The organism is Blautia sp. HCN-1074 (assembly GCF_037890165.1).
Lineage (GTDB): Bacteria > Bacillota > Clostridia > Lachnospirales > Lachnospiraceae > Blautia_A.
On the sequence record NZ_JBBKBP010000002.1, the window covers coordinates 123,474 to 139,178 of the forward strand.

Sequence of the window (15,705 nt, forward strand, 5' to 3'; positions counted from 1 at the left end):
GGCAGATTAGGAAATATGTATGATTTAGATGAAATACTGATACAGTCAGTGAAGGTAAAGGCTTCCGATATCCACCTGACAACCGGCAGACCGCCCAGTTACAGAATCGATGGTGTGCTGTCTCCCATAGAGGGAGAACGCCTGACTCCTCAGATGCTTGAAGACATTCTCATGCCCCTGATGGATGTCCGTCACAGAGAAGAACTGCAGAATAACGGACAGACAGACTTTGCATATGCCATCTCAGGTGTGGGACGTTTCCGCGTAAATGTATTTAAACAGAGAGGAACACTTGCTTCCGTTATGCGAAGCCTTCCTTTCAATATCCCGGAACCTGAGGATCTTGGTATTCCTGCAGAGGTAGTGGAGATGACCTCGCGGAAAAGAGGCCTCGTTCTGGTAACAGGACCGACAGGAAGCGGGAAATCAACTACACTGGCTTCATTGATCCATGTGATAAACAGGAATTATCCATATCACATTATCACTCTGGAGGACCCGATTGAATATCTTCACAGACATGACAAGTCAGTGGTTAACCAGAGGGAGATCGGCAGTGATTCAACGAGTTACGCACAGGCACTGAGGGCTGCACTGCGTGAAGACCCGGATGTTATCCTGGTAGGAGAGATGCGAGATCTGGAAACTATCTCCACAGCGATCACAGCAGCGGAGACCGGTCACTTAGTATTCTCCACCCTGCATACCATTGGTGCGGACAAGACCATTGACAGGATCATTGATGTATTTCCGCCAAATCAGCAGCAGCAGATAAGGATACAGCTTGCCTCTGTATTAGAGTGCGTTGTATCCCAGCAGCTTCTTAAGAAAGCAGATGGAAACGGCCGTGTGGCTGCACTTGAAATACTTTTTGCAAATAATGCAGTGCGAAACCTGATCAGGGAGAGCAAGACCTATCAGATATCCTCTGTGATGCAGACCAACAGACGTGCAGGAATGCAGACAATGGATGATGCACTGTATGACTTATATATGAGAAAACTGATCGATGGGGATAATGCAGTGACATATGCCCAGGATCCGGTCAGCATGAACAAAAAAGTCAGCTTTGACTTCTGACAGAAACCCGATCTGGCAGACACTCTGAGCCTGACTGAGAGAAAGAAGTGATAAAATGCCAGGTTTTACCTACGTGGCAGTAGATAAAAAGGGAAAAGAGAAAAAAGGAAATATTGAGGCTGACACCAGAGAGAAAGTTATAGATATCCTGAAAAACGACGGGCTGATCCCTGTCTCTGTAAAAGAACAGGGCGCCATGAACAAAGAGATAGATTTCTCCATAGGAAAGAAAGTAAAGCCAAGAGATCTCAGTGTATTCTGCCGTCAGTTCGTCAGCATCACACAGGCAGGTGTCCCGATGAAGGAAGCCCTGCAGATGCTCTCGGAACAGACAGAGAACAAATGGCTGAAGCGCGCTATCTCAGAGGTACTTCTCAGTGTGGAGAAGGGAAATACACTGGCAGACTCCATGAGAGGCCAGTCAGATATTTTTCCGCCAATGCTTATCAATATGGTAGAGGCAGGTGAGAACTCCGGAAGCCTTGAGATGGCTTTCACACGAATGGCAGTACAGTTTGAGAAGGAAGCCAAATTGAAGGCAACCATCAGAAAGGCAACCATCTATCCGATTATTCTGGTCATTGCAGCGATCGGTGTTGTGGCTGTTATGCTTCTGTTCGTTATTCCCATCTTTATTGATATGTTTGCAGACCTGGATGTGGAGATGCCGGGGATCACTATGTGGGTTATGAACACCAGTAAGTGGATGACAGAACACTGGTATATGATTCTTGCACTGATCATTCTGGTGATCGTGGCATATAAGATGATCTACAAGACAGAACAGGGCAGACTTGCCATCGATAAGGTGAAGATGAAGATGCCCTTGTTTGGCAAGCTGACAGTGAAGACTGCCTGCGCACAGTTTGCAAGGACAATGAGCACATTGTTGTCGTCGGGTATCTCCACGATTGATGCACTGGAGACAGTGTCAAAGATCGTCAATAACATCCATTACACAAATGCGCTGTTGAAAGCACGTGAGGAGGTAATGAAAGGTATTCCGCTGTCAGAACCGCTGACAGCCTCAAAAATCTTCCCGCCTATGGTGTGTCATATGACAGGGATCGGTGAGGAGACAGGTAATATTGAGGACATGTTGGAGAAGCTAGCGGATTACTATGATGAAGAGGTGGAGATGACTACCCAGAGTGTACTGGCGGCTATGGAGCCGTTGATCATTGTGTTTATGGCTGTTGTGGTTGGTACGCTGGTTGTGGCGGTGGTTTCACCGATTGGGGCTATGTATAATGGGCTGGATAATCTGTAATAAAAATTTAATTATACAGTGCATGTAGATTATAGTCTGAAATGGATAAAAAGAAATTAAATTATCTTAGATATCTGATTGTTTGGATGATTAAAGGATCATTTGCGAGTGGCAACCGCATTAAAAGTTGCTGAAATAACCAAATTTGGATGTATCACAGTTTGCATAGGGGGCTGTGTTCATCATAGAAATCATGGAAATGTCGTGTTTTCTTGTAAGATATGGAAGGGGGCGCGTGGAAAAAGCGGGATTTTAGTGATTTAATTATACGGTGAGAGAAAGGCTGAGATTATCTGAAGGAATATGCTGTCAGGTGGACGCTCCGGGATGTAAATATATTTATCTACGGCTTCGGAGCCAGTCATACTAAGCATTTGGAAATCTGCTAAAAGCATTCTGCGAAAACCTCATAACTCGCTTCGCTCAGACAGTGAGTTTTTTCGCAGAATAACGCAGATTCCCAAATGCCAAGTATGACTAAGTCTCCTGCAGATGCAGATAAATATATTTATATCCCGGAGCTAGTATTGGCAGTGACTGGATTCCTGATAACGGGAAGGTTTTTCCTGAACCGGAAGTGAGAAACAAAATTGTAACATGAAAACTGAATAACGAGTTTATAAACATAACTCCCTCCCTCCTGGAAAAGCGATTTTTACAGGGGGGGGGGTGGAGAGCCCATCAGGGTTCTCGCTCGTTGAATCAATCACCGGATAGTGACATTCGTGGTGACAGCAACAGGAGAGTTATGTATTCATCGAAAAGTTGAATATATTGTCTGGCATATATGATGTGCTGCTCTTGTATCTTTCGACACGATATGACTCTATCCGGATTGAAAAGAATTAAATTAATTTTGAAGGAGAATGAGTTATGTTTAAATTTCTGAAAGACAGAAAAAAGAAAGATAACAAGGGATTTACTCTTGTTGAGTTGGTTATCGTAATCGCTATCCTTGCGATTCTGGTTGGATTACTTGCACCACAGTATACAAAATATGTAGAGAAATCCAGAAAAGCTGCGGATGCTACTAATCTTGAAAATATGGTTAAAGCAGTAGAAGTAGCGGCAGCAGATGCTAGTGAAAGCATTCCAGCTGGTACATATACAATTACTATTAAGCAAGCAGCAGGAGATGATAAAAAAGGTACAACTATTGCTGCAACAGGTGATGGTGCAGACGCAACTAAAGTTGAGGATGCAATAAAAGAGTTTATTAATGATAGTTATTCATCTACTGTAACAAAATCAAAAAAGTGGAAAGAAGTAACAGGAGCAGCAACGGATGGAAGCATAAGTGCACAGATTATTGTTAATTCAGAAGGTGCTACAACTGTAACATATACTCCTGAAGCAATTAAAGATTTAAGTACACAGAAAGCAAAATAAGCTTTTCGATGAATGCATAACAATTCTTTGCTGTGCATGAACGATGTTACTATCTTGTATATAATGAAAATTAAGGAGATAGTAATATGTTAAAATTATTTAACAGAAAGAAAAAAGATAATAAAGATTTTACATTAGTAGAGCTCGTAATTGTAGTTGCAATTCTTGCAATCTTAGTTGGCTTACTTGCACCACAGTATACAAAATATGTAGAAAAATCCAGAAAATCAGCAGATACAGCTAATATGGATGAAATGGTACGAGCAGTACAGGTATATGCAGCAGATCCAGCTAATGATTTGAAAAAGGCAACATATACGATCACAATTTCTACTACAAAAGATGTTGAATTTAAGATTGATGGTGCAGATGCAAACACTGATCAGAAAAAAATTATTAGTGATACAATAGCTGATTATGCAAGTACAAGACTGAAATCAAAAAAATGGTTAAATGGTGCAGATGGCGTTAGCGGTAACCCAGTCGAAGCTGTAACTGCAACCATTGTTGTTGATAAAGATGGTAATACAACTGTTACATATTCGCCAAAATCTTTTGCTGATGCTGCTGGTAAAGCAACTACAACTCCTGCTGCTGGTAGTGAAAATCAGAAATAATATATTATAGTTGAAAGGATTAACCTATGCTTTTTTTCCTAGACACAATCCCATACATAACAATCTTCATATTCGGCATCACCATCGGTAGTTTTCTGAATGTCTGTATCTATCGACTCCCTCTTGGGGAGTCGGTGGTGACAGCCCCCTCCCATTGTATGACCTGTGGGCAGAAGCTTCGGTGGTATGATATGGTGCCGGTGTTTAGCTGGTTGGTGTTAGGTGGTAAGTGTCGTAACTGTAAATCAAAAATTTCAGTTCAGTATCCGATCATAGAGGGTGTCAATGGCATCCTCTATGTGGTGATATTTGCTGTTAATGGACTGGTGTGGAGTAGCGTGATTTATTGCCTTATGGCGTCGGCTCTTCTGGTTTTGAGTGTGATTGACTGGCGGACGTATGAGATTCCGTTTGGGATCAATGTGTTTTTGTTTGTTCTTGGGATTGCAATGGCTGTGCTTGACAGGGGGAATCTGGCAGAGCATCTGATTGGGATGATCTGTGTCAGCGGTGTGCTGGAGATTCTTTATCTGGTCAGTGGCGGCGGAGCAATCGGCGGGGGTGACATTAAGCTGATGTTTGCCTGTGGTCTGATTCTTGGATGGAAGCTGACTTTGCTGGCTTTTGTGCTGGGATGTATTATTGGTTCTGTGGTTCATATTATCCGCATGGTGAGGAAGAAGGCAGGGCGTATGCTTGCCATGGGTCCTTATCTGTCAGCCGGGATTTTGCTGGCTGCTTTGTGGGGAAACAGGTGGATCAGCTGGTATCTGTCATTAATTTTTAACTGAAAATCATAAAACTTTTCAGTTAGAAAAATGAGTTTTAAGATGTTTTATCTGTTAAAATTTATTTTTGTAATTGAAAAAGGGCGGTTGTCTGCAGAGGGCAGCGGCTCATACGGAGGAAAATACAAATGGCGAAAATTTTGAGTATAGAGGCAGAGGCATCTCAGATCAGAGTTGCGGAAGTTGAAGTACGTGGAAAAAAGGGAAGGATTTATAATTGTTTCTGTATACCGGCACCCCAGGGGGCTGTGGAGGATGGACAGATCCGTGATACGAAAACTCTCGGAGAGAATCTTAAGGCAGAGCTTTCCCAGAGAAAGATTAAGACAAAGAAAGTATATTTTGCCACAGGTTCTACCAGAATCGCGAGCAGGGAAGTCCGTATCCCTTTTGTGAAGGCAAACAGAATACAGAGCATCGTAGAGGCAAATGCCACAGATTATTTTCCCATTGATGTGAGCAAGTATGTGCTGTCCTACAGTGTGGTCGATGTGGAAAGTCAGAAATCTGAGGATGGGAAGGAAGAAACAAAGCAGTATCATCTGATGGTTTATGCTGCTCCCAAAGCAATCTCAGCAGCTTACAGTGAGTTTGCGGAGAATGCAGGACTGACAATGACAGGGATCACCTACACAGGTGACAGTATTTATCATTCGGTAAAGGATGAGTATGCAAAAGGAACTCATATTCTGGTTAAGGTGGAATATACGGGAACCAGCATTACGATTATCCGGGACGGTGAACTGACCCTACAGCGTAATATTAACTATGGTGTGGACAGTGCGGCAGAGACAGTGAGAGCATTCCCTGAGTTTGGGGACAGGCTGGATGCGAATGAGGCTCTGGATGTGCTTTGCAGCAGAAAATGTATCAATCCTTTCCTTGATATGGAGTCTTTTGACGAAGAAATCTCTGATGAGGACAGAAAGCTGGAAACTGCCAGAGCTGAGGTGACAGAGAGTCTCAGATACCTGATCGGAAATATTTCCCGTATTATGGATTATTATATTTCCCGCCATACGGATACAAATTTTGATTCCATTGTATGCTGCGGTCTTGGGGCTCAGGTAAAGGGGCTGATGCAGCTTCTCACCAATGAGCTGGGACAGCAGGTGGACGTTTTACAGGAGTTTAAGAATTTTGCCCTGCCTGCCAGCAGGGATACACAGGAAGTCTGTCTTTACGCTGCAGTTCTTTCACCGGGCACTTCAGGCGTAAACCTGATGGACAAGGTTAACAGAAAGAAGAATGAGAAAAAAGAAACTTTAAGCGGTGCTATCATTATTTGTGTGGTGGGAACAGTGGCAGGAGTTGTACTGACAGCTGCAGGATATGCAAACCGTATTTATCAGCAGCATGAGCAGGAGCGGCTGAACCAGAGAATCTCAGAAGAGAGCTCCATTGAGGAGATTTACAGTGCCTATACCAATGCAAAGGCACAGTATGACAATTATCAGAATATGTATCAGTATACAAATACCCCCAATGAGGGACTTAAGACATTTATCGAAGAACTGGAGGAGAAAATGCCTTCGGATATCACAGTAGAGAACTTCAGCTCTACGGGAACGCAGGTCAGCTTTTCCATGCGTGTGGGAAGCAAATCAGCAGCAGCAAACACGATCATGCAGCTTCGTACCTTTGAGAGCCTGTCTACTGTAACCACTACAGGAATTGACGAGGCTGAGGATGGAACAGTATCCTTAAGTGTACTCTGTACATATTCAGATCCGGCACCGCTGGACAGTTCTGAGGAATGATAGGGAGGCAGGATTAATTATGGACATGAATATTTCTATGCGTGATAAAAAAATACTGCTGATGTTTCTTGGAGTAGGTGTTTTTGTAGCAGGATATTTCTTCGGATACAGACCGCAGATGGAAGAGGCACAGAGCATCCAGGCATCAACCGAACCTTTGAAGACAAGGCTGGATGACCTGTTGAAGCTGGCTGCAGACAGGGATTTTTATCTGCAGGAGACAGAAGATATCAATGCAAAGGTCAGCGAATATACATCTGCATTTCCGGCAGATATCCGTCCTGAAGACGGAATCGTACTTTCTATGAATATGGAGAACTCCCTGGATATGCAGATCTCCAATGTAGGTCTGGGCACAAGAGAGTTTGTGGCTTCCCTGGACGGAAGTACAGAAGACCCTCTGGCAGGTCTGCCAGACCAGACTCTCTCAGAGCAGGCAAATGATCAGATCCAGTCTCAGCTTGATGAAATCGAGGGCACAGATGTAATAGGAGAGAAAGAGCGTCAGGCTGCTTCTGATGCAGAAGTGGAGAATCTGAACAGTGTGTTCACCAGTCCTGTACTCTACCGGACACAGGATACCATGCAGTTTACAGGAACCTATGCCAGCCTTAAGGATATGGTCGACTATCTGGCTGACCAGACAGGCAGGATGACATTGGACAATGTAAATGCTTCCTTTGACTCCACTACCGGAAATCTTACAGGAAGTGTTACCGTCAATATGTTCTCCATGGCAGGAACCGGCAAGACTTACACTGAGCCGGATGCAGGAAGTGTGGCGTACGGAACCAGCAATATTTTCGGTACTATTGAGTCTGGTAAGAAGAGTAAGAAAAGCAAAAAGAGTAAAAAGAAAGCCGCAGAGACAGCTGATGCACAGAGTGCAGACAGCACGACAGACCAGGCGGCTTCCGATACTGGCGCTGACGGCCAGAATACCAACAGTCAGGAAGGAGAAAATACGCAGGATGCAGCAGCCCCTGCTGATAGCGCCGCACAGGCACAATAAGGAAAGTATGTTAGAGGGGAGAGGTAGAGGGCCCCTCTATTTGCATTTTTAGGAAATGATGGATTCCTGTACGAAATAAAAAATACGGAATGAAAGTATAATTTTGAAAAGATTTTATGAGAAATTTCAACATTGTAGAAATAATCTTGCAGATAAATGATAAAAAAGACAGGAGGGAGCATCGGGATGGACAGTAAAAGAAGGGAAAGATCAAATGCAGGTATGTCATTGATCGAAGTGATCGTTGCGGTCAGTATTTTTTCCATAGCAGCGGCGGTGCTTCTTCAGAGCTTTGTTACCTCACAGAGAATCAACAAGAAATCAAATCTATATCTGGAGGCAACTACGGTGGCACAGAATATCATGGAGGAGATTAAATCCAAAGATTTTGAGGATGTGTCTCTGGCATTTAATTATCCGATCGATGTTCTTACCGGTCAGTCAAGACTATCTTTTCTTAATTCGGACAATAGCAGAATTAATACCGGAGAAGCGAATTCCATTGGTGTGAGGGAAATTGTGAAAGATGGAGATGAGTATAAAGATGTACGTCTTTATAATTCTCTGGATGGAGATAATACATCGAGGGTAACTGCATCGGTTATTTCTAAGGATAATGGCGTAACCTATGAATTTAATCCCAGAAAAACAGGAGATAATGCAGGAAAATATTATTTTGAACTTACAAATGTAACAAATAATCATGAGACATTTGATGCGCTGGTGAAGTTTGACGGAGGAAGAAGTTCCGGATATAAGAAAAAAACAGCCACGAATAATGAAGAAGGAAAGAATGATTATCTGGCTCCGAATATTTCGAAGCTGGATACGAAGACAAATGCATTCCTGATCATGGGTAAAAACTGGGATGAGAATGCGATGAATGTGATTGCAACAGAACAGCTTCAGGCAGCGCAGAAGTTATGGGCTCAGGATCTGGCTGATTATATCCGCGGAGCGTCCGAGGAAGAGCAGAAAAGGCTGACGGAGGAATTTACTTCACAATATCCAAGGCCGACAGAAAAGCTGAGTACGGAAGATATTTATGCACAGACAAAGAGAACGCTTTATGTGAAGATTGGAGAGAGCGGCGGAACAATTAAGACAGAAGCGAAGTATGTCCTGAATACATATGATTATGTGAAAAAGGGCGGAAATAAATATGAGCGAATGGATATCTGTCCGTGCCATGGGCAGTCAGAAAATGGTAAAGTCAGCGGATGTTTCTGCACATATGAGAGTGCTTACTGGACATTCTACAGTTCAGAAGCTGACACAAAACTGAAAAATCTTTATGTATTTTATTATCCGAATTATGAATCAAAAAGCAGTACGAAGCCTCTGGACCGAATAGTTATTGAGAATACAGATAACTATACGGCTAATGTATATGTAACAAAACAAAGAGATGAGGAAGAGAATACGCCAACTTCTGCGCAGGAGAATTCCTATCGTATGTCTTTGACGGTTAAAGAATCTCCGGTCAAGCTGGAACAGACAAACTGGAATACAAACCCCAGCCTTTACAAGGCACAGACAAAGTTAAGAACAAATCTTGATTATAATATCAGTGATTTTGACAAAATTCTTACCCGCCCGAAGATCAGCCAGATGCAGCTGACTTATCAGGCTGTTACGAAAGATGGCCGTAATGACAGAAAGAAGACCGGAGCCGCTGCAAAGCAGATTCTAAGCTACAACGGTCTGGATGATAAGATAGAAACAGACAGAATCTATACTGCGACAGTGGATGTCTATAAAGCAGGGGCGGCTGCAAAGGGATTTCCGAAAGAGGATCTGGTAGCAAGCCTTGACGGAGCGAAAGAGAATTGATAACAGGGAGTAAAGATATGAACGATTGGAAAGATACAGCCAGAAAACAGAATAAAGGTTTTTCGCTGATTACTGTGATTATTGCGGTAGCTTTTATCGGAATTCTCGGACTTCTTGTTCTGTATATGGCATTGAGTAATTTTCAGATGAAGATCACAGATTTAAAAGGCAAAGACAGCTTTTACACAGCTGAGCGGGCGATTGAGGAAATCCGTGTAGGTTTACAGGAAGACGTGGGTGATTCCATGTCTGAAGCATATATTAAGGTTCTGGAAACCTATAACAAAGATGCGGATTCAACAGATATAGTGCTTGACAAGCAAAGACAGAGCGATTTTATAGATGAGTTTATCAAAAAACTGGCTGGCAGGTTAAAAAACGGAACAAATCAGAATGAATATAACCTGGAACATCTGACAGATTATCTTGATCTTAACAACAGCGAAAAGTTTGATTCCACAAAAGAAACACTGATCGTTACTACACCGTCTGACAAAACACCTGTAATGACAAAGGATAAAAAAAGTGGAATTTTGTTAAAAAATCTGAAAGTAATCTATGTTGACCCGAAGGGATATGCTTCAATAATAGAAACCGATATCCGTCTTGGAATTCCGAAAGTACAGTTCCCGACACCGTCTACGCTTCCGGATCTTATGAATATGATTGTTGTTGCCGATAAAGGCATTATCTGTAAGGCCGGGGGAAATGAGACGACTACAATATCAGGAAGTATTTACTCTGGTATTTTAAAGAATATTACAGATAACACGATTCTGGAAAAGAATCCACGGACGAGTATCTGGGTTCAGTCCGGGGCAAATCTGGATATTCAAAGCGGTGATAAAGTTGTCAGCGCAGGTGAGATTTATACGGATCAGAATGCAACGTTTACCAGTGAGACAGGAGTGACACTCTGGGCACAAGGTGTGAAATTATCTTCTGCACAGGTAAATCTTCTGGGAACTACCTATTTCTCAGATGACCTAACGATAGAATCAGGAAATAGCAGTAGAGTAATGATTCAGGGTGAGTATTATGGATATGGATATCCGGAATCTGCCAGAAACTCAAAGAATGACTATATGTATGATGCCGCTGATGGGAAGTGGAGTGATACTGCACTTAGCAGTTCAATTGTGATCAATGGAAAAAGTACGACGTTAGATCTGTCTGGCGTTCGAAAGCTGATGCTTGCAGGAAGAAGCTACATTGGTACATCGGATGTAAGACCTGTCAGTGGGACAAGTAATTCAAATGATGTTATGATGGGCGAAAGTATTACCGTGAAGGGGACACAGCTTGCATATCTGCTTCCGCCGGAACTGATTGATACCTCCGGATTAAAGACGCCGGATATGGATATTAAGAATCCAATGTCTTATTCAGATTATGAAGAAAGTGGTCTGATGCAGATGGATTCGATTCCTTTAAAAATGGATACTGCATCAGCAGAGCTTGGAAATAAAACACTCAATGAAATCGGTGTGGATTCTCAGAGACCTGTGCAGGAAGTTTTTTATAACAATAATGCGGATGAAGGATATGTATATTTTTATCTGAATTTCAGCAATACAAGTGAAGGAAACCGTGCTGCTTCAGATTTTATGTATAATTATTATATGAATAATTCTACTGTGAAAACAAATCTGGATAAATATCTATCTTTCTATTTCAGCAATACCAACAGTGGAATTAAAGTGAAGGACATGAAGAATTATATCCGTTATGTCACAAACGGAAATGTTCTCTCTTATGAGGGCGGAGAAGCGACAGAAGGTGGAACAGGTGCACAGGGAAATATGACTACTGCTACCAGTGCAGAAGTTTCTCAGGCTCTTTTGCAGGAACAGAAGAATTATCAGAATATGTGGTATGCATTGAATCGAAAGATGATCACCAGTGTGGATCTTTTAAATAAGGAAGTAAAAGATTCAGATGGAATTACACATGATGAGACGGACAGCAGCAGAGGCGTTTTTGACAATATGGTTAATGAAAAAGAGATGATACAGTTTCTTCAGGAAAAACAGCCCGGAACTCTGAAATTTACATTTGAAGCGGGTGCAAAAGATGACGGTCTTCAGGCAATCATGGCACATAATGGAGAATACAGTACTTTTAAGGTAAAGAGTGCAGACGGTACAGAATCAGAAACGACTGTTAACGGAACAAATGAACCTTTAATCATTACTTCTGCCATGGTGGATAAGCTGAGACTTGTTGTATGTACCGGTGATGTAGTAATTGAACCTGGGGTTCATTTTCAGGGAATTATCATGGCAAAAGGAAGAATTACTCTTGGTTCGGGAGCAAGTCTTGAATCTGCTCCGTTAGAGGCTGCCAAAGTATTCCAGGCACAGATGGCATCTGATGAAAATATGTCACCGAAGAGTTTCTTCTGGGAGGGTGACAAATATGTTCTCGGAAATAGTAATACATCGAATGAATCAACGGACAGTGGACGTGTTTTGGATACTTATGATCTGGCTGACTGTGTTACTTATGAAAACTGGAGAAAAGAATAGAGTTGAAAAAGGATATGTATAAATTAAAATCAGAGTATTGCGGTCAAAAGAAGAATAAAGGTTTTACACTTGTGGAAATGGTTATTACTGTAGCTATTTTTGCCATTTTGCTTGGAATGATTACTCCTTCTCTGAATTCAGTGCTTGGTTTTCGTGTTCAGCGTGCGACGAATTCAATAACATCTGCACTGGATAAAACAAGAAGAGAGGCAATGAGCAGACTGGTAGGAGAAATGAAGCTAGAATATCGGTCTGACGGATATTATATTACGTATTATCTGGACAGAGGCAAAGAAAGTGCTGAATCATCCAGAATAAGAAATGATGATTCGGAAAAGATTGCACCTGCGGGAACGAGAATCAGTTATACGGACAGTACAGGGCAGACATATAATCTGTGGGAGGGTGACAGAAATTCTATTATCCTTACTTATAACCGTGCAACTGGTGGTTTTCTTCCTATCCAGTCAAATGAATGGGAGCAGAATCAGATTCTGGCAGTACTTAATCTTGGGGAGGATATTCCGTTGGAAAGGGATGAAAGTTTACCGTATTGCCAGACAATCACAGTCAGAGGCGGGATGCGCACCCGTGTGATTACTCTGAATAAAGATACAGGAAAGTACACGGTCAGGGCGCAGTAAAACAGCATAAAACCGGATCTGCAAAACCGGAAATAAGGAGAGAATAAGTTAAGAGGAGAAATTGCTGCATGAAAGGAACACAGAGAAGAACAATCAGAAAAGAGAAAAATAACAGTGCCGGTTTCACTTTAATAGAGATGATTGTTACAGTGGCAATCATCGCAATTTTCTCCGGCGTTGTGGTAACATTGATTACTACGGGTTCCAGCCTCTTCAGGGGCGTTTCCGGAAATACGAAATCTCAGGTGAAGGCACAGGAAACACTGGATGAGATTGAAGATCTGATCATAGATGCAAACAGAAGTATTTATTACGCATACGGTTCAGGAACGGATATGGGAACGCAGATTACCAGCGACATTGATGACTCTAATGCGGCATCAAAAACTTTTATTGCCTGCAATGAATACGAAAATGGCGATGGAACCAGCCGTTATGTTTTTGATGTGCTTGACTGGGTGGGAAGTGAAGGAAAACTTTATTACAGTCAGCGTGAGTACACAAAGGCAAGCAGCAATACGGAAGAAGAAAATGAGAATGGCACAGGCGACAATTCAGAAAATCAGCAGACAGTGGATACCAGTGGGATTTCTGCAGAAAGCATGGACAATGGAGTTGCTGTATTTGCATCAGCCGACAATGATAGTGGTAATGGAGTTGTTTCCGGAGGCAGTTCAGATAAGGCAAAAGATTCTAAAGAATTAATTGCACGTTCTGTGTTTGCAGAGGGAATTGAGAATTTCACAGCAGATGTGACGAAGGTGGAGAGTGAACGGATCGTGCGTTTCCGTTTAACTACAGAAGAAAATGGGAAAAAAGTGAAAACACTTCACACGGTTAATCTCAGAAACCGGATTCAGGTCATGAAACCGGACGATGCTTTTGCAACAGCCAGCAGTACAGATGTAAGGATTAATATCGTTGGTGCACCGGATTCTATCGATGCAGGTAAATCAAAGATCCTGGGATATAATCTGACCGGAAATGGTTCCATTGATCCGACAACATTGAAATGGAAAATTGTAGATGGAACAGAAAAAGGATATTTCCCGGAACTTGATCCTACATATGGAAAACTTACAGTCAATGACAATGCAACCGGAACAGTCACTGTAATTGTGTTTGCAAAAACATCCGATGGAAAACAGACAGTAACTTCTGCACCGGTGACGATTAAGATTAATAATACTAAGACGGTGACGGGGATTAAGACAGAGAATGTCGAAATTATATTAGGTTTGGATACAGAAGAAACTGTTTCATACGATTTAAATGATTATATAAAATGGTCGGAAGTATATAGTGATAATACAGATTCGGGAAATTCTTATGTAAAAGTTGTGTGGAGCGGAGGGACAAATGGAACTACAGTTCAGGAAAATGGTCTGATAAATATTGAAAAGAGCGAGGGTACATCTCAGGCAAATGGAGTAATTTCTGTAAATGCTTCCTATGAAGTAGGTGGAAAAGCATTTTCGGCTACAGCGACTGTAAATTTAGCTCGACTTGAAATAATAAATCCATCGGGTGAATATTATCTGGGTGATAATAAAGTTTCACCAGAATATAATTATTATATTGGCGGTAAAAAAAGAAACTTGTCCTCTACGCCACAGTTTACTGTAGATGGAATGACATATCAGGAAGGAAATGCATTTACAACCGAGGAAAATGGAGAATGGAAAGCAAAAGCGACAGTTTCAGTGAATAGTGGAAGTTTGGCAACGGGACATTCTACATTTAGTGTTAATACAGATTTTTATCGTATGAATATCTGGTGTAAAAATAAAGTATCCGGACAGAATGTTACGACTGTATATCCTGGTAATACATATGATTGTTCTTATTATAATGCTTCAACCGGATTTTATGTGGATGCAGACAGAGCAGATTATTCTTGGAAATATAGTGTACAGTGGAAAATTTTAAAGAGTTCAAGTGAAAAGACGTCTGTTAGCAATGATTTATTCTATAATGATCAGCATACTGCTAAATTATATGTTGATGAAAGTGAGCAGGGATTTTCTATATCTGCTGAATTAACATTTTATGTAGAAAATGAGAATAAAGAGGTAATAAAAAGACGTTATAAAGGCGTGGCTAATATTGGAGTTGTGCATGGCGTGGAAATAGTATCACCGAAGACATCAGTAGTTATAGGAAATAAATATCCATTGAAGGCTAAAGTAATAGAAACTTATTTATCTAATCCATATTCAAATGGGAAACCAGAATATGCTACAGCAGAAATAGAAGATGGATTAACTACACCGAAGTGGTCGATTGATCCAAGTAGTGGAGGATTTGATTCTTCTGGCGTTGCTCCATGGGATGTGCAGGTATGGCAGCAAAATACTACATTAAGCATTAGCGTAGAGAATAGCCATCTTTTATGGGTTGGAACTGGAGATAATCCTAAGATATACGAAGCTTCAGTTCCAATTGAAGTTTTAGAAAAACCTATTACGCGTTTTAGAGTAGAAGATGAAGGAAAAAATCAGAGCACAACAATCACCATTGACGATATGATTAAATTAACTGCTGATTTAGAAATTGATGGAGCGGAAATTAAAAATTCGGATCATATCACTTGGAGATGTAAAAAAGATGGTGAGTTACGCACAGATATTTTGCCGTACTCCAATAATTTAAATAACACTTTCAAACTGGAATATGATAAGAAAAAAATGGGAGTTTATGTCGTTACAGCTGTCTATAAGTCAGATAGAGGAACGGAAACAGAATCGGAACCTTATACGATAACGGTGACTGATAACTAGAGGT

General features: G+C 41.5%; 11 protein-coding genes. All 11 read left to right on the forward strand.

Features of this window, described 5'->3' with window-relative positions:
- Nucleotides 1-15: 15 nt before the first annotated feature.
- The 11 genes from WKT11_RS02735 to WKT11_RS02785 all read left to right on the forward strand — a co-directional run bounded on the left by WKT11_RS02735 (nt 16) and on the right by WKT11_RS02785 (nt 15,701).
- Complete coding sequence (locus WKT11_RS02735; RefSeq protein WP_119243935.1) at nt 16-1,080, forward strand: type IV pilus twitching motility protein PilT; 1,065 nt, start codon at nt 16-18, stop codon at nt 1,078-1,080.
- Between the two features lie 55 nt (nt 1,081-1,135).
- On the forward strand, nt 1,136-2,350 hold the full coding sequence (locus WKT11_RS02740; protein WP_119243927.1) for a type II secretion system F family protein: 1,215 nt from the start codon (nt 1,136-1,138) through the stop codon (nt 2,348-2,350).
- 873 nt (nt 2,351-3,223) lie between these two features.
- Nucleotides 3,224-3,739: a type II secretion system protein gene (locus tag WKT11_RS02745; protein WP_119243926.1), complete on the forward strand. Its 516-nt coding sequence runs from the start codon at nt 3,224-3,226 to the stop codon at nt 3,737-3,739.
- 86 nt (nt 3,740-3,825) lie between these two features.
- On the forward strand, nt 3,826-4,356 hold the full coding sequence (locus tag WKT11_RS02750) for a type IV pilin protein (RefSeq protein WP_340282389.1): 531 nt from the start codon (nt 3,826-3,828) through the stop codon (nt 4,354-4,356).
- 26 nt (nt 4,357-4,382) lie between these two features.
- Nucleotides 4,383-5,147, forward strand: coding sequence for a prepilin peptidase (locus WKT11_RS02755; protein ID WP_340282390.1), 765 nt, complete (start codon nt 4,383-4,385; stop codon nt 5,145-5,147).
- A gap of 125 nt (nt 5,148-5,272) precedes the next feature.
- The gene (pilM, locus tag WKT11_RS02760) at nt 5,273-6,904 is read left to right on the forward strand and encodes a pilus assembly protein PilM (protein WP_119243924.1); all 1,632 of its coding nucleotides are present in this window, start codon (nt 5,273-5,275) and stop codon (nt 6,902-6,904) included.
- A 19-nt stretch (nt 6,905-6,923) separates the two neighbouring features.
- Entirely contained in the window at nt 6,924-7,916 is a 993-nt protein-coding gene (locus WKT11_RS02765; protein WP_340282391.1) for a hypothetical protein, read from the forward strand.
- A gap of 186 nt (nt 7,917-8,102) precedes the next feature.
- A complete protein-coding gene (locus WKT11_RS02770; RefSeq protein ID WP_119243922.1) occupies nt 8,103-9,749 on the forward strand; it encodes a type II secretion system protein in 1,647 nt (548 codons plus the stop codon).
- Between the two features lie 17 nt (nt 9,750-9,766).
- Entirely contained in the window at nt 9,767-12,277 is a 2,511-nt protein-coding gene (locus WKT11_RS02775; RefSeq protein WP_119243921.1) for a type II secretion system protein, read from the forward strand.
- Between the two features lie 14 nt (nt 12,278-12,291).
- Nucleotides 12,292-12,921, forward strand: coding sequence for a prepilin-type N-terminal cleavage/methylation domain-containing protein (locus tag WKT11_RS02780; RefSeq protein ID WP_117676111.1), 630 nt, complete (start codon nt 12,292-12,294; stop codon nt 12,919-12,921).
- A 68-nt stretch (nt 12,922-12,989) separates the two neighbouring features.
- Nucleotides 12,990-15,701, forward strand: a complete 2,712-nt coding sequence (locus tag WKT11_RS02785) for a prepilin-type N-terminal cleavage/methylation domain-containing protein (protein WP_117676085.1) — start codon at nt 12,990-12,992, stop codon at nt 15,699-15,701.
- Nucleotides 15,702-15,705 lie beyond the last annotated feature (4 nt).